General features: G+C 38.5%; 21 protein-coding genes and 1 riboswitch. Of the genes, 16 read left to right on the forward strand and 5 right to left on the reverse strand.

What is annotated here, in order from left to right; genetic code table 11:
- Positions 1 to 401 precede the first annotated feature (401 nt).
- The gene (locus ABES52_RS06975) at positions 402 to 575 is read right to left on the reverse strand and encodes a hypothetical protein (protein ID WP_429650294.1); all 174 of its coding nucleotides are present in this window, start codon (positions 573 to 575) and stop codon (positions 402 to 404) included.
- A gap of 121 nt (positions 576 to 696) precedes the next feature.
- Here ABES52_RS06975 and map point away from each other — a divergent pair, with 121 nt between their 5' ends.
- The 6 genes from map to ABES52_RS07005 all read left to right on the forward strand — a co-directional run bounded on the left by map (position 697) and on the right by ABES52_RS07005 (position 8,384).
- Positions 697 to 1,440, forward strand: a complete 744-nt coding sequence (map, locus tag ABES52_RS06980) for a type I methionyl aminopeptidase (RefSeq protein ID WP_429650296.1) — start codon at positions 697 to 699, stop codon at positions 1,438 to 1,440.
- A 523-nt stretch (positions 1,441 to 1,963) separates the two neighbouring features.
- Positions 1,964 to 3,505 (forward strand): BCCT family transporter, encoded by a 1,542-nt coding sequence (locus ABES52_RS06985; protein WP_429650298.1) that lies wholly within the window; start codon positions 1,964 to 1,966, stop codon positions 3,503 to 3,505.
- 196 nt (positions 3,506 to 3,701) lie between these two features.
- The gene (locus ABES52_RS06990) at positions 3,702 to 4,388 is read left to right on the forward strand and encodes a YetF domain-containing protein (RefSeq protein WP_429650300.1); all 687 of its coding nucleotides are present in this window, start codon (positions 3,702 to 3,704) and stop codon (positions 4,386 to 4,388) included.
- Positions 4,389 to 4,862: 474 nt separating this feature from the next.
- Positions 4,863 to 5,849 (forward strand): acyltransferase family protein, encoded by a 987-nt coding sequence (locus ABES52_RS06995; RefSeq protein ID WP_429650302.1) that lies wholly within the window; start codon positions 4,863 to 4,865, stop codon positions 5,847 to 5,849.
- A 120-nt stretch (positions 5,850 to 5,969) separates the two neighbouring features.
- Positions 5,970 to 8,165 (forward strand): DEAD/DEAH box helicase, encoded by a 2,196-nt coding sequence (locus ABES52_RS07000; RefSeq protein WP_429650304.1) that lies wholly within the window; start codon positions 5,970 to 5,972, stop codon positions 8,163 to 8,165.
- A 135-nt stretch (positions 8,166 to 8,300) separates the two neighbouring features.
- Positions 8,301 to 8,384 (forward strand): putative holin-like toxin, encoded by an 84-nt coding sequence (locus ABES52_RS07005; RefSeq protein WP_429650332.1) that lies wholly within the window; start codon positions 8,301 to 8,303, stop codon positions 8,382 to 8,384.
- 318 nt (positions 8,385 to 8,702) lie between these two features.
- Here ABES52_RS07005 and ABES52_RS07010 read toward each other — a convergent pair whose 3' ends face one another.
- Both ABES52_RS07010 and ABES52_RS07015 read right to left on the reverse strand, forming a co-directional pair.
- Positions 8,703 to 9,089, reverse strand: a complete 387-nt coding sequence (locus ABES52_RS07010; protein WP_429650306.1) for an Hsp20/alpha crystallin family protein — start codon at positions 9,087 to 9,089, stop codon at positions 8,703 to 8,705.
- Between the two features lie 260 nt (positions 9,090 to 9,349).
- Entirely contained in the window at positions 9,350 to 10,561 is a 1,212-nt protein-coding gene (locus ABES52_RS07015) for an MFS transporter (protein WP_429650308.1), read from the reverse strand.
- 317 nt (positions 10,562 to 10,878) lie between these two features.
- Positions 10,879 to 11,063, forward strand: a riboswitch (cobalamin riboswitch).
- Positions 11,064 to 11,331: 268 nt separating this feature from the next.
- Here ABES52_RS07015 and ABES52_RS07020 point away from each other — a divergent pair.
- The 8 genes from ABES52_RS07020 to ABES52_RS07055 are packed head-to-tail and all read left to right on the forward strand — an operon-like array spanning position 11,332 to position 16,978.
- The gene (locus ABES52_RS07020; protein WP_429650310.1) at positions 11,332 to 11,892 is read left to right on the forward strand and encodes a bifunctional adenosylcobinamide kinase/adenosylcobinamide-phosphate guanylyltransferase; all 561 of its coding nucleotides are present in this window, start codon (positions 11,332 to 11,334) and stop codon (positions 11,890 to 11,892) included.
- Between the two features lie 5 nt (positions 11,893 to 11,897).
- Entirely contained in the window at positions 11,898 to 13,388 is a 1,491-nt protein-coding gene (locus ABES52_RS07025) for a cobyric acid synthase (RefSeq protein ID WP_429650334.1), read from the forward strand.
- A gap of 5 nt (positions 13,389 to 13,393) precedes the next feature.
- Positions 13,394 to 14,200 carry an adenosylcobinamide-GDP ribazoletransferase gene (gene cobS / locus ABES52_RS07030; RefSeq protein WP_429650312.1) on the forward strand — a complete coding sequence of 269 codons (807 nt, stop codon included), beginning with the start codon at positions 13,394 to 13,396 and terminating at the stop codon, positions 14,198 to 14,200.
- Positions 14,158 to 14,787 carry a histidine phosphatase family protein gene (locus tag ABES52_RS07035; protein ID WP_429650314.1) on the forward strand — a complete coding sequence of 210 codons (630 nt, stop codon included), beginning with the start codon at positions 14,158 to 14,160 and terminating at the stop codon, positions 14,785 to 14,787. Before cobS ends, ABES52_RS07035 begins: the two co-directional genes overlap by 43 nt.
- Positions 14,739 to 15,212: a bifunctional adenosylcobinamide kinase/adenosylcobinamide-phosphate guanylyltransferase gene (locus ABES52_RS07040; protein WP_429650316.1), complete on the forward strand. Its 474-nt coding sequence runs from the start codon at positions 14,739 to 14,741 to the stop codon at positions 15,210 to 15,212. The genes ABES52_RS07035 and ABES52_RS07040 overlap by 49 nt, the downstream gene beginning before the upstream one ends.
- Positions 15,187 to 15,768: a cob(I)yrinic acid a,c-diamide adenosyltransferase gene (locus tag ABES52_RS07045; RefSeq protein WP_429650318.1), complete on the forward strand. Its 582-nt coding sequence runs from the start codon at positions 15,187 to 15,189 to the stop codon at positions 15,766 to 15,768. The genes ABES52_RS07040 and ABES52_RS07045 overlap by 26 nt, the downstream gene beginning before the upstream one ends.
- A 2-nt stretch (positions 15,769 to 15,770) precedes the next feature.
- Entirely contained in the window at positions 15,771 to 16,256 is a 486-nt protein-coding gene (locus ABES52_RS07050) for an ECF transporter S component (protein WP_429650320.1), read from the forward strand.
- On the forward strand, positions 16,253 to 16,978 hold the full coding sequence (locus tag ABES52_RS07055) for an AIR synthase related protein (protein ID WP_429650322.1): 726 nt from the start codon (positions 16,253 to 16,255) through the stop codon (positions 16,976 to 16,978). Before ABES52_RS07050 ends, ABES52_RS07055 begins: the two co-directional genes overlap by 4 nt.
- Before the next feature lie 366 nt (positions 16,979 to 17,344).
- Here ABES52_RS07055 and ABES52_RS07060 read toward each other — a convergent pair whose 3' ends face one another.
- Positions 17,345 to 17,488 (reverse strand): small acid-soluble spore protein P, encoded by a 144-nt coding sequence (locus ABES52_RS07060; protein WP_429650324.1) that lies wholly within the window; start codon positions 17,486 to 17,488, stop codon positions 17,345 to 17,347.
- Positions 17,489 to 17,604: 116 nt separating this feature from the next.
- On the opposite strand from ABES52_RS07060, the gene ABES52_RS07065 reads away from it, so the two are divergent.
- On the forward strand, positions 17,605 to 17,865 hold the full coding sequence (locus ABES52_RS07065) for a hypothetical protein (RefSeq protein ID WP_429650326.1): 261 nt from the start codon (positions 17,605 to 17,607) through the stop codon (positions 17,863 to 17,865).
- 560 nt (positions 17,866 to 18,425) lie between these two features.
- On the opposite strand, the gene sspO is transcribed toward ABES52_RS07065, so the two are convergent.
- Positions 18,426 to 18,575 carry a small acid-soluble spore protein SspO gene (sspO, locus tag ABES52_RS07070; protein ID WP_429650328.1) on the reverse strand — a complete coding sequence of 50 codons (150 nt, stop codon included), beginning with the start codon at positions 18,573 to 18,575 and terminating at the stop codon, positions 18,426 to 18,428.
- A gap of 329 nt (positions 18,576 to 18,904) precedes the next feature.
- On the opposite strand from sspO, the gene acnA reads away from it, so the two are divergent.
- The gene (acnA, locus tag ABES52_RS07075; RefSeq protein ID WP_429650330.1) at positions 18,905 to 21,619 is read left to right on the forward strand and encodes an aconitate hydratase AcnA; all 2,715 of its coding nucleotides are present in this window, start codon (positions 18,905 to 18,907) and stop codon (positions 21,617 to 21,619) included.
- Positions 21,620 to 21,816 lie beyond the last annotated feature (197 nt).

Genomic DNA, 21,816 nt, shown 5'->3' on the forward strand with positions numbered 1-21,816 from the left:
GCCCGCAGAAAGCGTCCGCCATAAGCGTAATGTATAAATATCAAAAGTTTCGTTTAACTGAGTTTTTTTTAAGTAACCTTCAGAAATCTATGTCGTTTGACAAAAATAATTTTGCGTCCATAACATAGCCTTAAAAAAAACACACCTGAATCCATCAGGTGTGAATGCCCAGTTGTTGATGAAAGGAGGAACAGTGAGTGAAAGCTATTAATAAATAGCTTACATCCTTCTTAAGGGATTGATGGATAGAAAAAAAAGAAAGGAATTGTGAGGGGGGGATTTTTGAAGGATGGTTTTTATATATTTAAACCCTTTCTTTTGTCTATCCTATCCTATCGTATGACAGGGTACATAATGTTGTATCCACGCTTGTCCTTAGGTATCCGCCTTTTTCGAGAATTTTACAAGTCTTTTGAGTCATCCGTGGGGAAATCATGTTCTTCATATGGATCAATCGTTTTAGCATCAGTATGTGGCAAATTTTTCTTTAAAAAGAAAAAAATAAATGCAATGACAAGTAGTAAAATAACAATAAATCCTATGGAGATAAACCATTGTAAAACCAGTTGAACCACCTCCGAACATTCTTTTCGTTTATACATATATATGAGAAATGAAAAAGAGGTATCCCTTTTCATTTGGAAAAGGTTTCGTTATGATTATTTATTGGAATGAAATAAGTAAAGGAAGATGGCAATGATTATTCAGTCAGATTATGAATTGGATCAATTGAAAACGATTGGGCAAATTGTGGCCCGAATTCGAGATGAGATGAAAGAGGCGGCTGAGCCTGGAATTACAACAAAAGAATTAGATGAATTAGCTGGGAAGTTATTTAAACAATACGAAGCTGAAAGCGGGCCGAAAAAAGACTACAATTTTCCGGGTTTTACATGCATTAGTGTAAATGATGAAGTGGCCCATGGGATTCCCGGAGATCGAGTCATTCAGGAAGGGGATTTAGTGAATATCGATGTTTCTGGTTCTTATAACGGATTTTACGCAGACACCGGTATTTCATTTTTAGTTGGAAAAGGAAGCCCTAAAATTGAAGAGTTGTTACAGGCCACAGATCAAGTGTTTCAAAAAGGACTTGAGAAAGCAAAAGCGGGAAAAAAACAAAATCAAATCGGAAAAGCGGTGATGAATGAAGCAAGGAGATTAGGCTTTCATGTTATCAAAAATTTAACAGGTCATGGTATCGGCCGCTCCTTGCATGAGGCACCTGAACATATTTTAAATTATTACGACCCTTGGGACCAACAGTTATTAAAAAATGGGATGGTTATAGCTTTTGAGCCTTTCGTTTCCTTGAAGGCAGAGATGGTCGTTGAATCGGGAGATGGCTGGACATACAAAACTCCCGATCAAAGCCTTGTTGCTCAAAAAGAACATACCATTGTCATTACGGAACATGAACCAATCATTTTAACTTTATAGATGCATGTACCATCTTTATTTTAAAGGCTATGTTATATGTCATTGTTGATATTTAGCAAGTTATTTACACGGCGGCGACTTCAGCGGGAACAAGAAGCCAGGCAAGACCCATACTTGAGCGAAGAGAGGGAAGCAGCTTGCGGCTTGCCCGCGGAAAGCGTCCGCCACAAGCGTAATGTATGTATACATATCATCAGTACCGTTTAACAGCGCCCATTTAAAAAGGTAAGCAACCATTCGTATGGCTGCTTACCTTTTTTCATGTTCTTTGCTCAAGATTATTGATTTTCTAAAGTGGGGTCTTTTGCTTTCATTATAAGAATACCTTATTCTATCATTTTTGGAATCATCTAAAATTAGAAATAAAAAATTTAAATAATATGTTTCAAATTGCGGGAAGATGGGTAATAGTTGTTTGACGCCCCATTTTAAATCAATGCCCCATGTATGCCCTTGTTAATTATCACCATTATTTACCGCTATATACTATAAATCAGTTTAAAAGGGGGAGTGTGGACTAAACATGAAATATTTAATCGATTGGCCAACTTTTATTGGTGCTTTAGTAATTTTATTTGGAGTTACGATTCCACTTATTCTTTTTCCTGAACAAGGAGAGGCATTTGTCCTATCGTTAAATCGTTTGATCACCGAAAATTTTGGCGTTTTATATTTAGTGATGGGGCTAGTTGTTTTTATCTTTTTAATGTATATAGCGTTCAGTAAATATGGTCAAATTAAAATGGGAAATCAAGATCCTGAATTTTCTACAGCATCTTGGGCAGCGATGATGTTTTGTGCAGGGATCGGATCAAGCATTTTGTATTGGGGAACCATTGAATGGGCGTACTATTATACATCACCGCCATTTGGCGCCAAACCGATGTCACAAGAAGCAATCAAGTGGGCAGCAACGTATGGAATGTTCCATTGGGGACCAATTGCGTGGGCGATTTATTGTTTACCAGCCTTACCCATTGCTTATTTTTATTACAAGAAAAAACGGCCGATTTTAAAAATTAGTGAAGCGTGCCGTCCGGTCATTGGGCGTTATGCGGACGGTTGGGCAGGAAAAGTCATCGATATCCTCTTTATGTTTGGACTATTAGGTGGAGCAGGTACGACATTAGCGATGGGGACACCGCTAATCGCATCCGGGTTGAATAAAATGACCGGACTAGAAGAATCAATGACAATGAAAACCATTATTCTATTCGTATGTACTGTTGTTTTTGCAATTAGTTCATATTCTGGATTACGTAAAGGGATTAAAGTATTAAGTGACGTAAATTTATGGTTATCCATCGGTCTATTGGCATTTATTTTTGTGGTAGGACCAACTATATTTATGGCAGAGACTACCGTTTCTAGTCTGGGGATTTTATTTGACCATTTCTTTCGGATGAGTACTTGGTTAGAGCCATTCAATAATTTAGGCCCGTTCGAACGGACAGGATTCCCAGAAGGATGGACCGTATTTTATTGGGCATGGTGGCTTGTTTATGCTCCATTTATCGGGTTATTTGTGGCCAAAATATCAGCAGGACGTACTGTGAAAGAAATCATTCTAGGGACGATTTTCTACGGAACAATCGGTTGTGTACTATTTTTCGGTATTTTAGGTAACTTTGGATTATATTTAGAACTAACTGGACAATATTCCGTTGTGCAAGTCCTACAAGAACAAGGGGCTCCAGCAGCGATTATTGGAACGATTAGCCAATTGCCACTAAGTGAACTGGTAATTCCGGTCTTTCTCTTATTGGCCATTATTTTCCTATCTACCACCTTCGATTCCGGTTCATACATTTTAGCTTCAGTTGTTCAGAAAAAAGTCGACGATGAACCACTCCGTTGGAATCGATTATTTTGGGCATTTGCGCTTTCGTTATTACCGGTTACATTGATGTATATAGGAGGACTTTCAGCTCTTCAAACGGCAAGTATCGTTGCTGGTTTCCCGCTTCTATTCCTCACATGGATATTAGGTGTATCGTTTGTTCGGGCAGCCAGAAAGGATTTAGAGAAGCTAGCTACCATTCCTTCAAAAAAGCAGGCAAGCTAATGAAAAAATATCTGATTCATTTGAAGGGTTATAAAAAACTCGCAATCATAGTCGAGAGAATTGACTCTCGGCTGTTTTTATGCATTCAAATAAGAACGGGCCACAGGCAATTATTAAATTTGCATGAAAAGGCGTATGTTCTTTACGTATTACGTTCACAATGAAATAGGAACAAGTGACTAAGGAGACGATTCATGTGAAGTTTTTATTGTTGGTCATCGGGATGTTTCTTTTATATATTACATCCATTCGACTTTTAGGCAAAACTGCATTAGCTCAATTAACGCCACACGATTTTGGGGCTATCATTTTTTTAGCGTACATCGCGTGTGCACCTATTACCATTCATTCATATAAAAAAGCTTGCATCGCGATCATTGCATTAGTTATCGTCCATTTAGTCATTTCTAAATTAAATTTAATCAATCGTCTGACCAAATTTATTATCGGGAATCCCGTTGAATTTATTCAGCATGGGAAAATTAATATTTCAAACTTAAAAAAACAACGCTACCCATTATCTGAACTGTTATCTGCTATTCGGACTGCGGGATTTCCTTCAGTCGACCAAATAGAATATGCGATTTTAGAACCTAATGGAAATATGAGTGTGATACCAAAGCCTGAATACGCGCCCCTTTCTAAATATTTACTTCATTCTTCCGAAGATTCTCAGCCATTGCCGATTTCGCTCATATTGGAAGGGAAGATTCAGCATCAACAATTAAAAAAGCTCAATCGGTCCAATGAGTGGTTAATGGAACAATTAAGGAATAAAGGAGTGAATGATGTGAACAACGTGTTTTATGCGTACACATTAGGGGAAGATGGTCCTGTATATGTTCAATTAATCAATGAGCATCATAAAGATATATTATTATAGGCTATGTTATATTTCATTGTTGATTTTTAGCAAGTTGTTCACACGGCGGCGACTTCAGCGGGAACAATAAGACAAGCAAGACCATTACTTGAGCGTTGCGAGGGAAGCGGCTTGCACTTTGCCTCGGAAAGCGTCCGCCACAAGCGAAATGTATACATATCAACAGTATCGTCGACATTCATGCCAATTGACATTGGCACATCGATGAATGAAATAACAGTAAAAGTTATCCACAGTTATTTTAGGGTAGAGCCTTATTATAAAATATTTTTTCGAATAGAAAGCAGTAAGACCAATCGCTGAGGACTTGGTCTTTTTTATTTATATAACATTTATTACATTCTGATGTTAAAAATGATTTGACAATAAATTTTTCATTATATATCATTGAATTTGCTGGTTTCAGCAGCTGGTTTTGTTACTATTTTCATTGATGATTAAAAAGCTTAATATTATTAAAGGATGGGTGAATACATGTCGAGAGAACCTTACTTTGATAACGTTAAAGCCATCCTCATCATTTTAGTAGTTTTCGGTCACATTCTTTCAAAAATCATTTATGAAAGTGAATGGGTTGCTTCCATCTATTTGTTTATCTATTTATTTCATATGCCCGCTTTTGTTTTAGTCGCTGGATACTTTTCAAAAACGATAAAATCGCATAAAGATATCTGGAAGCTTGTACAAAAATTTTTAATTCCATATTTTATATTTCAAATCATTTACACCATTTATTATCAGTCGATGTTTGGGGATGATGTTGAATTTTCATTATTAACCCCAAGATGGGCGCTTTGGTTTTTGATTAGTATGTTCTGTTGGAATATTATGCTTCCATTTTTCCGGAAATTCCAATATGGTTTTTTGTTCGCTATTACTCTATCTTTAATCGTTGGTTATTTGGAAGATGTTAATGAGTGGTTTAGTTTATCAAGAACCTTTTTCTTTTTTCCGTTTTTCTACTTAGGTCACTTGTTAGAAAAAAGACATTTCGACTGGCTTAAAATGAGGCCGTATACAATTATATCTTCCATCGTATTCATGACATTGTTCATCGTTGTATGGTTCTATGGTGATATTGAATGGAGACACTGGCTATACGGTCGCGATCCATATACAGAAATTATGGATGGATCGGAAACGTATGGATTCGCGTATCGACTTTTTGCTTACCTTGTAATGGGGATGGCTACTTTTAGCTTCCTTTCCATTGTTCCGTCAAATAAATTAGCAATCACCAAAATTGGATCAGTTACGTTTATTATTTATTTATGTCATATGTTTATTGTAAAACTCGTTCGTGAGTCAGATTTACTTGTATGGATTAAACATTCTGAACAATATTATTTACTTTTTGTTCTTGCTTGGCTGATCGTATTTCTATTATCAAGAAAACCTATGGTTTATATGAACTACTTACTACTAGGGAAAGGCTTTAAGGTAAACTCTGAATCTTCTTAAATAAGAAAAGATAACAAAACGACTTTTCTTTGATGGAAAGTCGTTTTGTATTTTGGATGTCCTTTGAAACAGGAAGCTAGATTTGTATAATCGTATTGATATCCTAAAGGAGATTGACTAATGAAAGAAATATTTCGTGAATGGCTTATAGCATTAAAAGAGGAAATCAACTATATAAAAACAATTGGGGGAAAGGGTATAGATGTAGAGAATGGACGTTGTATCCATCAAGAAGTGGAACATGCAACCTATTCATTTACCTGTCCGAACGGTGCGATGTTGTTAGAAGGGGCACCTGTTCGTCTTGTAATAGGTGAACTTTCATGTTATGGAACGGTATTATCTTTCCTTGAACGAGAAGTCATTCTTCATTTGAATGGGTATGTTGGCGAAGAAGTAGCGGAAGCTGAACTAGTTGCGGAACCTTGGGAGCTTTTAGAAAAACTGCGTCAACGAATAAAAGAAATTCCTTCATCGAAGAAAAAGCTTCGTAGGGTAAAAAACATATTGTTTCCACCTTCCTTAGATCGTACACCTAACAAAACGTTTAAACACCATATCCATGAGCTAGCTGTTCGTTCAAAATATAATCCGGTTACGTTTATATGGGGACCGCCTGGAACAGGGAAAACGTATGCGTTAGCTCGAATTGCCCTACAAAAATATATGAAAAATCAGTCGGTTCTAATTTTAGCACATAGCAATCAAGCGGTAGATGTGATTATAGAAGAAATTAGCAGGTTAACCAAAAAATATCGTGGATACGAAGAAGGACACCTATTACGATATGGTGTGGTTGGCCAGAAACTAAGGCAGACGAATCCCGCCATAAGTGTAGACCATCTCGTTCGGCAAGCGTATCCTGACTGGGTAACAAAAAAGGAAGCACTTACAGAAGAACGTGCGAAGCTTATGGTCCAAATGACAAAAGGACTAGCCTCTGTCAATGATTTGAAACGACTCGACAAACAACTATTACAACTAAGAGATCAATGGAAAAAAGAAGAGGAAAAAGTAATGGAAGAGGCTAAAATCATTGGGACGACGTTATCGAAAGCAGCTGTTGATCCTATGATTTATAACCGAACGTATGACATCGTTCTAGTTGATGAGGCTAGTATGGCATACGTTCCTCAAATCGCTTTTGCGTCATCACTCGGAAAACGAATCATTGTATGTGGTGATTTTCGACAATTGCCACCCATTGCTTTATCGAATCATCCACTCGTTGAAAAATGGCTAAAAGAAGACATCTTCCACCATTCAGGAGTTGTTAATGTGGTGGATCAAGGAAAGAGCCATCCTCATTTATATATGTTAACGGTTCAACGAAGGATGCACCCTGACATTTCCGCTTTTACAAATCATTATATGTATGGAGGACAAGTAACGGATGATCCATCAATAGGAGCAAAAAGGGGAGAAATTACAGAAAAAGCACCTTTTCCAAAGTCCTCATTTTGTTTAGTTGACCATTCGGACATGGGGATATGGGGAGGAAGACACAAAGCATCCCGCTATCATTTACTTTCGGCCCTTCTTTCTCTTACTTGGATTGAACAAGCGAAAAAAAATCATACGTCTATTGGATACGTGTCTCCATATCGTGCCCAAACGAAACTTGTATCTTCATTTTTAGAGGAGCAAGAAGAACAGGGAAATCTCCATGTTTTAGCGGCAACTGTTCATAAATATCAAGGTTCAGAACGAGACGTTCTTTTTTTTGATACGGTAGATGGAGAAGGACATGGATATATAAGCCGTATGTTAACGGGCTCTAAAAGCGACCGATTGATCAACGTTGCTTTAACTCGATCGCGCGGAAAATGTATTTTAATGAGTGATGTCAAATTTTTAGAAAAAGCTAGTCGATCACAACCGATTCTTCAGTCCTTAATGTCTTATGGAAAAACAAAAACATGGGTGCAAGTAAGAAAACAACTATCATCCATGTCACAACTATCCACTGAAAAACTTCAATGGTGGGGGAAAGAAGGGAAAAGTCGATTTCTTCATGAGCTATGTACCGCTCAATCCGTCGTCCTTTCCATTGGGAAGGGGGAAAGTTTTCCAATGGATTTTATTCAATACATTCAAGAAAAAAATGAACGAATGAATTGGACCATCGTGGCACAAGAACAATTATCTGATCGACATCCTCGTTTTGAGTGGATATTGACAGAGCATCCACTTTCGTACGTAATCATAGACGAAGAAACATTATGGATCGGAAACCCACGTTTTTCTGATGGTCCGTTTTATGTCCGGGTTTGTTCCCGAAAGTTTTGTGAAACCTTGCTTTCATTCGTTAAGTAAAAAAGACTTATTTTTAAATATATACGAACGTGTTTTCTATTTTCTGTTTAATTATGGTAAAATATAGACAAGCAAAGGTATACCATTAGGGGAGGTCGGCTACCCCCTCACCATGTACCGAAAGGGGGTGAGCTGATGTCCATTTTCGAATCATTAATGTTAATGATTTCATTTAGTTCTTTAGTGGTAGTGGTGTTGTCCTTTCACCAAAAAAAATAGACCTCCCTTAATGCCCGTGAGGAAAGGTCTATAGCAAGTTGTCTATCGGCCGATTCCGAAGAATCAACCTTTGCCTGCCGAGAGTGTGCCCGCACTCTCGGTTTTTTATTGACGCGCTAGCGAGTCAACATCATACGATGGGAGTCTCCATAAGGAACTCTCCCTCGTTCTCTATTATATGTTTTTCCATTTATAAAGATACCATAAACAAATGATGTTGCAAATCAATTTTGTAGTAGTTTTTACCTATTTTTTAAATGAATGTTGCAAAATTTTGAATTATGACTAGAGTTCATGTTTTCAAGTTCACTTTAAGCATTATTTTTTTCGTTGTAAACGATATATAGCTGAATGTGGGGAAGAGGAGGATGCTTTGCTGATGGTGATTTCTAATATGGATTGTTCTAATTTTGTAGAAAGAACTCGATTCGTTAATGTAAAGGGAAACTCAATTTGCCGAGAACGTTTACAATTTTGCTCGTGATTATATAAGTGGATAAACAATGTCGAATTTTCACGAACAATTTCGATTTCATCAACTTCCAACTCTTTTAACCACGCCTCAACAATAATAGAATGCTGTGTTTCAAAAAGGTCCACTTGAAATTCTGTACAATCAAGATAAGATGTATAAGGATCTTTAAATAATTGTTCAAACCAAGCTTCAAGATTATCCGTAACGGCATGTTCTTTACGTTCTGCCATTTGAAAATCCTCCATTTATAGCTCTGATTAGTAAGCTTTACTTTTATTCATCATATTCACTCGGAAGGAAAAAGTGAGGTTCGAACAACCATTTTCAATCATAAGGAAAAAAATGATTAAATGGTTCCAGATGGAATGTCTAATTTTTTAATTTCACGTAGCCAAATTATTTAGAAAGACAAAAGCCACTAAAAATAAGACTAATATAATTTCACGCATCCAAGTAATTGATGAAAAATAACAGGGGAAAACCCCTGTCATTACAATGTATACGATTGAAAGGAACTGGATGTTGGTGCTTTGGACTTTTGTTTACGCCAATCGTTCCAAGTAAGGATATAGACTATGATAAAACAAATACTTGATAGTTGAAAGATGGTCATTAAGTTAATGTAAGAAGATATGAAACCGAAAAATAAAGAACTGACGCCAATTCCTAAATCAATGGCAGAATAAAACATCCCGTTAGCAACCCCGCGACGTTCGGGGATGGTTTTTGATATGACCCATGCTTGTAGAGCGGGCATCATGGAACCATAACCAAGACCGAATAATACACCAGATAATATTAACCATTCGACCGAATTCGTATAAGAAAGCGTCCAAAGTCCAGTAAATGTTAACATAGAGCATATCATCATTAAAAGCCAAGGACCTCGGCGGTCAAACCATTTGCCTGTGAATGGACGAACGACTATTGCGGTGAGGGCATTAAATAAATAAAATAGGAATATTTGATCAATGTTTCTCTCATTTCCAAAAATAACAATAAACGTCACGATCGTACCATATCCAAATGCAGCTAAAAAGGTAATGAATGCTGGATAAGTACCATTTCGTTCAATCATTACACGAAAAAACGAGAACTTTTTCCACTGGAGCTTGTTTTGAAGAACAGATTCAGGCGTTTCGTAATGAACACTTGTTAAAATAAGAACGGCAACAAGCCCAATTACACTTGCGACACAAATTAATGTTTCAAATCCCCAATTTTGGTACAAAATGATTCCTAAACTTGGTGCAGCAATCATAGCCACAGTCATTGATAATGCAAAATATCCCATGCCTTCACCGATTCGTTTGGATGGGACAAGTTCAACAGCTGCTGTGCCGTTCGCTGTCGTTGACCACCCCCAAGCGAATCCATGAAGAAGTCGCAACCATAAAAACAATCCGATCATAGCGGCATACATATATGAAAAGGTAAGGAGGAGTAGGGCGGTAGCTCCAACAACAACCATCCATTTTCGTTTAGAACTACCTAAAAGAAATCCAATCAACGGACGAATCAATACAGCTCCAAACGTAAATAAAGATGTGACCAGTCCAACTTCTAACGGAGAGGCACCAATTTCTTTCGCTTGCGGTGGTAATGTCGGCAACAACATTTGAAAGCTCATAAACACAAACATGTTCCCAAGAACTAATAAAGTAAACGACTTCGTCCAAAGTCGCGTCTCATCACACTGCATAAAATAACTCCTCTCAAAAACTATTTCGAATCACGAAAAATATTATACTACGAGGAAACGAAAATAAAAAGAAAAACAACTTCTTCTACCAATAAATAATTTCACGCACCCAAATTTTTATTTTAAAATAAATATAAAAAAGTAGTTAAAGAGGAAAATCTGGTTTCCAACAGGGAAGCGTGAAGACAAAAGAAAGGGATTTAACCCTATAAATCAAAACCTTGTGATGATCAAACATACCGAAAAGTTTTGAATTAGAATTATTATTTATATACAAGTCCCCCTTTATTACGTATAATGTTGAAAAAAGACAATTACATAGGGAATGGAAAATGGGTGCTGTTAGAAAGACAGCTTAAAAGGGAAGTTTGGTGAAAATCCAACGCGGTCCCGCCACTGTGAATGGAGAGCATCCTATAAGAGACCACTATGCATTTTGCATGGGAAGGTATAGGATGCGATGACCATGAGCCAGGAGACCTGCCCATTTTCTAGACACCATTTTACCTACGAGGATAGGGAGGTGTCGTTGGAAGGCGGTTCGCCTGTTTGATGCCGAATCGTAGCCATTTATTGGCTATTTTACTGAATATAACGACATCTCCCTTTTTATGTAGGAGATGTCGTTTTTTATTTCCTACTAGTAGAAAAAAGACATGATTAATGAAAGCAAAAGTTGAAGTAATTCCTAAAAAAGCTCGCGCTGCTGTTCGGAAGAAAGAAGAAAATGATTGATAGCTCAGTACGTTAAGGGAGTGGAAGGCAAAGTGATGATATTTGTTACTGGCGGTGTGCGGAGCGGAAAAAGCTCGTTTGCCGAACAGTTGGCGGTGGAAATAGCGAGTGAACATCAGCTCCATCTACATTATATTGCGACAAGTGAAGGAACTGATGACGAAATGAGAAAACGTATTACCCTTCACCGCTTAGCACGAGAAAAAAGCCCGATGCCATGGAAAACATGGGAATTTCCCCATCCAAATTTTCATTTGATTTCGAATTTTGGAAAGGAAGATGTAATTCTTTTAGATTGTCTTACGACATGGATGGGCAATGTTTGTTTTCATCAATTTGAATGTTCTCCACCATCAACTAGCGAAGCTTTTATGAATAGTACAGTTTTAAAGGTAATGAATACCATTGATGCTTTTTCTGCTCGTGTCCATACGTTCATTCTTGTCTCCAATGAACTATTACACGATGGAAACCTTGATGACCCGTATGTGTTTGCCTATCAGAGGATGATTGGCCTCTTGCATCAAAAAATAGTCAATCGAGCAGATACAGCATTTCTTGTAGAAACAGGAATCGCGCTAAAAATGAAGGGATGATGATGGTGAAAGGGATTATGATTCATGGGACGGCTTCGAATGTAGGGAAAAGCTTTATTACAACGGGTTTTTGCCGGATTTTTTCCGATTTAGGATATAAAACTGCGCCGTTTAAATCACAAAATATGTCCAATAATTCGTATGTCACCTTTGATGGAAAGGAAATTGGCCGCGCCCAAGGAATACAAGCTGAAGCCGCCCGAACAGAAGCAACGGTTTATATGAATCCGATTTTATTAAAACCGAGAAATGACACACATTCAGAAGTCGTATTATTTGGGAAAAGCTATGACACGTTTTCTGGACAAGACTATCGTAATGACTTTTATGAGAAAGGATTATCGGTCATACAAACCGCATTAAATGAGTTAAGTAACGAATACGATCTTCTTGTCGTTGAAGGAGCAGGAAGTCCTGTGGAAGTGAACTTAAAAGATCGAGATCTTGTCAATATGAAAGTCGCCGAACTTATGGATGTCCCGGTCATTTTAGTGACAGATATTGAAAGAGGGGGAGTATTTGCAAGCATTGTCGGGACGCTTGCATTGTTAGAACCTCACGAAAGAAAGAGAGTTAAAGGTGTGATTATCAATAAGTTTCGAGGAGATATCAGCCTTTTTCAAAGCGGTGTAGAATGGATTGAAAAACAGACAGGGATCAAAGTGCTTGGGGTGCTCCCTTACTTAGACGATCACCAAATTGATGGAGAAGATTCATTATCGATTCGAACAAAAGTATTAAATGATCATTTTCTTGACATTGCCGTTATTCGTCATCCTTATATTTCGAATTTTACAGATGTAGAGCCTTTTCTATTTGAAGAAGATGTGGCGATTCGCTGGGTGGACCATGTTGATCAACTTGGACATCCAGACGCAGTGATCATTCCAGGGACAAGAAGTACGATTCACGATCTACAAACGATAAAAAAACGAGAGTTGGATCAAGCACTTGTTCAATATGTGCAAAACGGTGGAACCGTCGTTGGCATTTGCGGTGGCTATCAAATGCTTTCGGAAAAACTATTAGATCCATATGGAGCGGACAGTGGGGTACATGGGCCTGAAACGGAAGGAATCGGGTTGCTTCCAGTTCAAACGATTTTTTTCAATGAAAAGAAGACAAAGAGGATAAAGGGGATGACCCACCCCACAGTCACCATAGCCGGTTACGAAATTCATACAGGCATTACGCAAAAAATGCGAGAAGATGAGCGATTTTCTCCTTTTCTTTTTGATGAAAATGGTCAAGCGGCCGATGGATGGATCCGTGAAGATGGGGCTGTGATCGGAACATATGTCCATCATCTATTCCACAATGATGAATGGAGAACCTTTTGGCTGAATCAACTTCGGCGTAAAAAAGGCCTTCCAGAACAAAAAACGCTCTTAATTACAGCAAAAAAAGATAAACAGTATGATCGCCTTGCGGACCATATTCGGACGTACGTGAACATAGATGAGATCGTCAAGTTGGCAACGGGGAAAGAGGGTTAGACAAAGTGAAAAAGGCGCTACAGGATGCGAAAAACGGTTTTTTGCTTGCTCTTCAGTTTTTTTCAGCCATTCCGATCCATCGGTCGATCCCTATACAAAGCATAACGAAAAAAAGGATGATCCAATCCTTTCCTCTTATCGGTCTTTTCATTGGCTTGATCCTTTGGGGGCTACTCTATTTGTTAAGTGTTTGGAGTCCTTTTTCCATACTGGCTGTCACTTTTATTGTGTTTTTAACTAGTATTTTGTTGACCGGAGGCATTCATGTTGACGGCTGGATTGATTGCAGTGATGCCTATTTTTCATATCGTGATCGGGAAAAGCGTTTAGATATTATGAAAGACCCGAGAGTGGGGGCATTTGGCGTATTATCCGTTATCCTCTTGTTGTCGGCAAAATTTTTTGTGATGTATGAAACGATCGCCCGGATTGACGTAAAGCTATTATTTATCATGATTTCCATTCCTTTTCTTTCTAGGATTGGAGCAGGGTATTTACTTGTCATGGGTAAACCCGCACGTGAGGAAGGAATGGCGGTTTTTTTTAAGAATGGAGTCGGAAAACAAAATCTGATTGTCTATCCTATGTATGTTTTCGTTTTTTCTATCATTATCTATTCGTTTGTGAAGGAAGCTTTTTTCATCTATTGGTGGCTCGTATTTACTTTTATACTTTGGTTGATTTTTACTTACCGATTTATTATGAAACATTTCGGCGGAATCACAGGTGACATCATTGGCGCGAGTATCGAAGGGGGAGAAGTGATGTTATGGATCGTTCTGTGGTTGTGCTCTTATTACGTCATGGCCTAACAGAAGCCAATGTTTCCAAAAGGTATGTAGGCTGGAGTAATCCCCCTATATGTCAAAAGGGAATGGAATGTTTGTTCAAAACGAAATCTAAAATCCCTCATTATGACACCGTCATCTCCAGTGATTTGGCACGTTGTACGGAGACAGCCAACATATATTTTCCAAATCAAACGATTCATTATTGGAAGGACCTGCGTGAGTTGAATTTTGGAGAATGGGAGAATCATACATTTGAAGATTTACAAAGCGACCCCCTATATAAAGAGTGGGTAGCCAACCCCGAAATAACTCAGCCTCCTGGCGGTGAAACATTCGCTGATTTTCGCCATCGAATGAACGGTGTGATCGATCGATTGTATCAGTTTATGATAGAAAAAGAGGTTTTCCGTGTAGCGATCGTCTCGCACGGAGGCGTTTTGAGATATTGGCTTACGCAGTTTCATCCTGAACAAAAGTCATTTTGGGATTGGAAAGTTCATCATGGAGCAGGATATGAATTTGTATGGAAGAATCTTGATTCGTTTAGGAGGGGAGAAAGGTGCATTTCGTTAAAGGAGGTGCCTTCAACGGAAAACGGAAATGGGTAAAACAAAAATATGGAGAAGATATTGATTGGCGGTCGATGTATACGGCTAATCCCGAGATTGCATCATGGGAGCAGTGTTTCTCTCATTCTTCTATTGTCGTACTGGAAGGGGTTGAGCAATATATCAAAAAAGCATTTGTTAACAATCATCCTTCATTTCCAAGACAAACATGGTGTGCATTTCTCGATACTTGGCGAAAGTGGGAAAGTGAAGATGAAAGAACCGTTATTTGGATAGGAACGGATGTAACGAAAGGAATTGTTCCGATTGATCCACTGGAAAGAACATGGCGCGACTACACCGGATGGGCCTATCAAGAATTGGTTCGATACTGCAACACCGTATCAGTTATTTGGTATGGGCTCGAGCAGCGATTAAAAAATGAGGAGGAGAATCAAGATGATCATTTATACAAGAACCGGTGATGAAGGGAAAACGAGTATTATTGGTGCACGTGTAGATAAAGATGATGTCCGTGTCGAAGCATATGGAACCGTCGATGAGGTGAACTGCTTTGTTGGTCAGGCTATTGCAGAGCTTGATCGAGAAAAGTTTGAAGATATTATTGCCGATTTGGTTAATGTCCAGCATGAATTGTTTGACTGCGGGCATGATTTAGCTAACGTGTCAAAGAAACGTGAATACAAATTGAAAGAAGAATATGTTACCGCATTAGAGAAAAAAATTGATCAATATATAAGCGAAACGCCAAAGCTAGAAAGATTTATTTTACCCGGCGGCACAAAAGTTGCTGCTTCTATTCATATTGCCCGAACGGTGACGAGAAGAGCAGAGCGTTTAGTGGTGAAATTAATAAAAACAGGCGACCCTGTTCCTCAACTGGCTTTAAAATATTTAAATCGATTATCTGATTATTTTTTTGTGTTAGCGAGAGTCATCAATTTTCGGTCAAATGTAAAAGATGTTGAGTATGTCCGCAGTGCCGTTGTATTTCGTAAAGAAAAGAGAAAGGAAGAGTAAACATGAGAAAATGGGCGCAATTTTCCGTGTTTCTTGGATTAGCTGTATTAGGTGCGATGATCAAAATTCCTGTTGTTCTTGGAAGTATTGCGCTTGATACGTTGCCAGCACTCGTAGCAGCGGTTTTCTTTGGGAGTGTGTTTGGAGGAGCTGTCGGATGTTTTGGACATTTGTTATCGGCCATGACTGCGGGTTTTCCATTAGGTTTCTTTCATTTGTTAATTGGTGTTGAAATGGGAATTTTAGTCTGGTTGTTCGGTTTGTTGTATAAGAAATGGGGAAAATGGCTGGCCGCTATTGTTTTCTTCATAGGAAACAGTATCGTCGCTCCTTTACCATTTTATTTTATCCTTGGAAAAGCTTTTTACAGTGCGGTTGTTCCGGCATTGATGATCGGTTCAATAATTAACTTGTTCTTGACTTATTTGCTTATTCCACGGCTTACAGGGTGGTTAAATCAAGTGGGCAGGGGAGAAGTAAAAGCATGAGAGATGTATTGTTTTTGCCATTAGCTCAAAATAAAGAGCTCGTCTTAGCGACAGATAATACTGGCGGGATTGGATTAAAGGAAAAAGATGCAGTAAAAGTAGATTATGAAACGATCGGCTATTTCGGGATGAGAGTAGCGATGCTTGAATGCTTATCGACAGGTGCTAAGCCATTGTTTGCGGTGGTTTACAATTTTTGTGGTGATGATCATTGGATGTCACTGATGAAAGGGGTAAAAAGAACGTTAAAAGAATTACATATTGACCATATCCCTGTTACTGGAAGTACGGAAAGTAATTTTTCTTTTGAGCAATCGGCGGTCGGTTTTCTAGCAGGGGGAGAAGTGGAAATAGAAAGCAAAAAAATCGCTCAAACTCCTCCTGATGCACAATGGGCGGTGATCGGGACACCGTTAGTTGGTCCGGATGTGTTGAATCATCAAGAACAAATTGCTCCTCTTCAACTTTTTCAACCTATCATAGCGCTGGAAGAAGTTTATGAACTTATCCCGATTGGTTCAAAAGGGATTTTTTATGAAACAAACATGCTTGCGAACATGAATGGCATGAAAATAATTGAAATCGATACAGATCTAGATATCCATGCATCATGCGGCCCCGCAACGTGCTGGATTATAACGTATCATCCTGCTGGTGAAACAAAGATTCGTTCGTTGGTAGATCAATGGTTTCATCGTTTACATCTGGTAAAAAGTGAATGACCAAAAAAATGATTAACTTAAGACGTATTTATAAGAAAAATAAGTGTGTTTTTTTAATTGGCTCTACTCTAAAATAACTGTGGATACTTTTACTGTTTTTTCATTCTTTGATGTGCCAATGACAATTGGTATAAATGTCTGTTAACAATACTGTTTAGAAAGTTATTCACATGAAGCGAAAGGCGGCGACTCCAGCGGGAACAAGAAGCCGCAAGACCCATACTTGAGCGTAGCGAGGGAAGCGGCTTGCGGCTTGCCCGCGGAAAGCGTCCGCCACAAGCGTAATGTTTAATTATCAAATTCAACAATGACATATAACATAGCCTTTAAATTAAAAGCTCGGTTATTGGATAACCGAGTGTGGCCTTACATATCATGACCAGCATGTTTTTTTTGCTTCGTGTGATTTCGATTTTTTACTTTGTGTGAACCATCTAATGGCGCAGGTTGGCCAGATTGTTCCCCTTTAGGTGCGTTTTTTCGCATATCTTTTGCGTTGTTTCGATTCATAATGGATCCCTCCTCTTGTATAGTGTTAACAAAAAGTGAGTTCTTATTCGGTATAGTCCAATCAGTTCTTGTTCATACTATCAATGGTAGAACATCATGAAGGAGCTGTATTCATCATGCCTTATCATAAAAATAAACAACAAGCATTCCAAGCCGCACAACAAGGTTATGAGGAAGCAAAAGATGTATTTAACCAGATCGTTCGAGATGATGCAAGCTATGGTCAACAATTAAAACATTTAAAACAAGAAGTAAATGAGGCGTATCAGCAAATCGAAAATGCATTAGAGGTAGCAAGTGAGCATCAACGAGTGCAATTAGAAAAATTCCGTTCGGATCTCCAGCAAATCGTTGAAGAGGTTAATAATGAACAATAATCCATCGGATATTTCCTAAAGGACCTCTAAATTCTTGTCATTTAGAGGTTTTTTCTTTTGGAAAGTTCTTGTTTTTTGATCTCATTAAAATCTTTTTGAAGAGAAGGTGAATCCGGGAAAAGTCGTTTTGCATCTAAAGACCAGATATCAATTGGCTCTGTTAATGGATGTTCGAGCGGTTTTCCCTGATATTCTTTAAGTTTGTTTAACCGTATTTGAATGAATTTAGGAAGATTTTCGAATTTTATACTCATAACAAAGCACCTCACTTATATGATTAAACAAATCTTATCGAACTCATTTATTTTCTTATATACATTTTATGCAAAAAATGAACAAAAACTTTAAACCGTAATTTTCACTAACCGCTACCATTTCAATCTGATTTCGGGTTATGTACACGCTTTGTTACATCCAGATTCCCCCGAAAGTTGAAAATTCTTTTCTTATTATCAAACAGCTTGTAGACTTGTCTAAATAGTCTACAAGCTATTTTACTGTACTGTCAAACAAAATCAGAGAAAAGGAAAGTCCTCTTAAACATAACACTCAAATATCATTTATTGATTTTTCTTTCGCTTTTTATTGTTTTGCCGCTGAGCTTCCGTTAACGGTTCATTGGCAAATTCCTCGTTATAACCAGCCCCTTTTCCTTGTGCCTTCGCTGCATTCATCCCTTCGATAATATGATTGGCTTTTCGTTTGGCCATCTTATCACCCCCTATACTACGGGTAGTTTGAGATAATTTCGTTCAAAATAATCACAGCTCCAATGATTCGACAGCAAATATTTTTTTGCAATAATGCCCTTCTAGAAGTATGGAAACAAAAATATCCTTTCAAACCGCAAGATGATTAATATTTATAAGCAAAATGAGAAAATACGAGATATACCATAAGCCGAACTTATCAAATGCAATAACTTTCTTGTTATTTACTTATGTCACATCTTGTATTAAGATGGAAATGTGAGAAAAGTTAGGATAAATCAAACTTTTCGGACAGCACGAAAGCATTATTCAATAGAGGGGGAAGTAAGATGGCAAAAAATGATGTGTTTAACGCTCGTGCTTCATTTGATCTAGAAGGCAAACGCTATCACTACTATCGTTTAAAAGCGTTAGAAGAAGCAGGAGTGGCAAAAATTTCTCGCTTGCCATATTCCATTAAAGTGCTACTAGAATCTGTTCTTCGTCAAATGGACGGACGTGTGATTACAAAAGAACATGTGGAAAATCTGGCAAAATGGGGTTCTGAAGAAGTAAAAGGGGCTGAAGTACCATTTAAACCTTCTCGCGTTATTTTACAAGACTTCACTGGGGTTCCGGCGGTCGTTGACTTAGCGTCTTTACGTAAAGCAATGGCAGATATGGGAGGAGACCCAGATAAAATCAATCCAGAAATTCCAGTAGATCTCGTTATTGACCACTCCGTTCAAGTTGATAAATACGGTACTCCAGATGCACTCGAAGCAAACATGGAACTTGAATTCGAGCGCAATGCTGAACGCTATCAATTCTTAAGCTGGGCGCAAAAAGCGTTCAAAAACTATCGTGCGGTTCCACCAGCAACAGGAATTGTACACCAAGTAAACTTAGAATATCTAGCTCATGTAGTACATGCCGTTGAAACAACTGAGGGTGATTTCGAAGCATATCCTGACACGCTCGTCGGTACAGACTCCCATACAACAATGATTAACGGTATCGGTGTACTAGGATGGGGTGTCGGTGGTATTGAGGCTGAAGCTGGAATGCTTGGTCAACCATCCTACTTCCCAATTCCTGAAGTGATCGGGGTCAAACTAACAGGGGAACTTCCAAACGGTGCAACGGCTACAGATTTAGCGTTAAAAGTGACGCAAGTCCTTCGTCAAAAAGGCGTAGTTGGTAAATTCGTTGAGTTCTTCGGACCGGGGGTAGCAACGTTACCACTTGCTGACCGAGCGACTGTAGCAAACATGGCACCTGAGTACGGAGCAACTTGTGGATTTTTCCCAGTTGACAATGAATCTTTAGACTATTTACGTCTCACAGGTCGTCCTGAAGAGCACTTACGTTTAGTAGAAAAATACTTAAAAGAAAACGACATGTTCTTCACTCCTGATAATGAAGAGCCTATTTACACAGATGTAGTTGAAATCAACTTATCCGAAATTGAGCCAAACCTATCTGGTCCAAAGCGTCCACAAGACTTAATTCCGCTTTCTCAAATGAAAAAAGCATTCCATGACGCCATTAGCGCACCAGTAGGAAACCAAGGTTTCGGATTAGATAAATCTGAACTTGATAAAGAAGTTGTTGTAAAATTTAACGATGGCGACGAAGTGAAAATGAAAACAGGTGCGGTTGCTATTGCGGCCATTACTAGCTGTACGAACACTTCTAACCCATACGTTATGCTAGGTGCTGGATTAGTCGCGAAAAAAGCGGTAGAAAAAGGACTTCAAGTACCGAAATATGTCAAAACATCACTAGCACCAGGTTCTAAAGTTGTTACTGGTTACTTACGTGATTCTGGCTTACTACCATATTTAGAGCAAATCGGTTTCAACCTCGTTGGTTATGGTTGTACAACATGTATCGGTAACTCCGGTCCATTAAAAGAAGAAATCGAAAAAGCCATTGCCGAAAACGATTTACTTGTGACATCTGTTCTTTCTGGTAACCGGAACTTTGAAGGCCGTATTCATGCACTTGTAAAAGCGAACTACTTAGCATCACCACCGTTAGTTGTGGCTTATGCATTAGCGGGTACGGTTGATATTGATTTATTGAACGATCCAATCGGTAAAGATAAAGACGGTAACGACGTGTACTTCAAAGATATTTGGCCAACAACAGATGAAATTAAAGATGTTGTGAAACGTACAGTTACACCGGAATTATTCCGTAAAGAATACGAACGCGTATTTGAAGACAATCCACGTTGGAACTCAATTAAAACAAGTAATGAGCCACTTTACAAATGGGATGAAAATTCAACTTACATTCAAAATCCACCGTTCTTCGAAGGATTATCAGCGAATCCTGACGAAATAAAACCATTAACAGGGTTACGTGTCGTTGGTAAATTCGGAGATTCTGTCACAACCGACCACATTTCTCCAGCCGGTGCGATCGGTAAAGATACGCCAGCAGGAAAATATTTACGTGAAAAAGGTGTAGAGATTCGTGACTTCAACTCGTACGGATCTCGTCGTGGTAACCACGAAGTGATGATGCGCGGTACGTTTGCGAACATCCGTATTCGTAACCAAATTGCACCAGGTACAGAAGGTGGCTATACAACTTACTGGCCAACTGGCGAAGTGATGTCTATTTACGATGCGTGCATGAAGTACAAAGAAAACGGTACGGGTCTTGTCGTCTTGGCGGGTAAAGATTATGGAATGGGATCTTCCCGTGACTGGGCGGCAAAAGGTACGAATTTATTAGGAATCAAAACAGTGATTGCAGAAAGCTTCGAACGTATTCACCGTTCCAACCTCGTGTTAATGGGCGTCTTACCGCTTCAATTTAAAGCAGGTGAAAACGCTGAAACACTTGGTTTAACAGGTAAAGAAGTGATTCACGTTCATATTGATGAAAATGTAAAACCACGCGATATCGTGAAAGTAACTGCAACAGACGAAAATGGTAACAAGAAAGAATTCGAAGTACTTGTTCGCTTCGACTCTGAAGTAGAAATCGACTACTACCGTCACGGCGGTATCCTTCAAATGGTACTTCGCAACAAATTACAAGAAAATTAATCTATTATTAATTTAAAAGGTTCAAATCGTCAACGATTTGAACCTTTTTTACTAATTTCTTCGCAAATTGCAGCTGTTTTTTATTTCTTATTTTTAAGGCTATGTAATATTTCATTGTTGATTTTTAGCAACTTGTTCACACGGCGGCGACTCCAGCGGGAACAAGAAGCCAGGCAAGACCCATACTTGAGCGTAGC

It is taken from the genome of Aeribacillus pallidus, assembly GCF_050478865.1.
GTDB lineage: Bacteria > Bacillota > Bacilli > Bacillales > JACDOC01 > JACDOC01.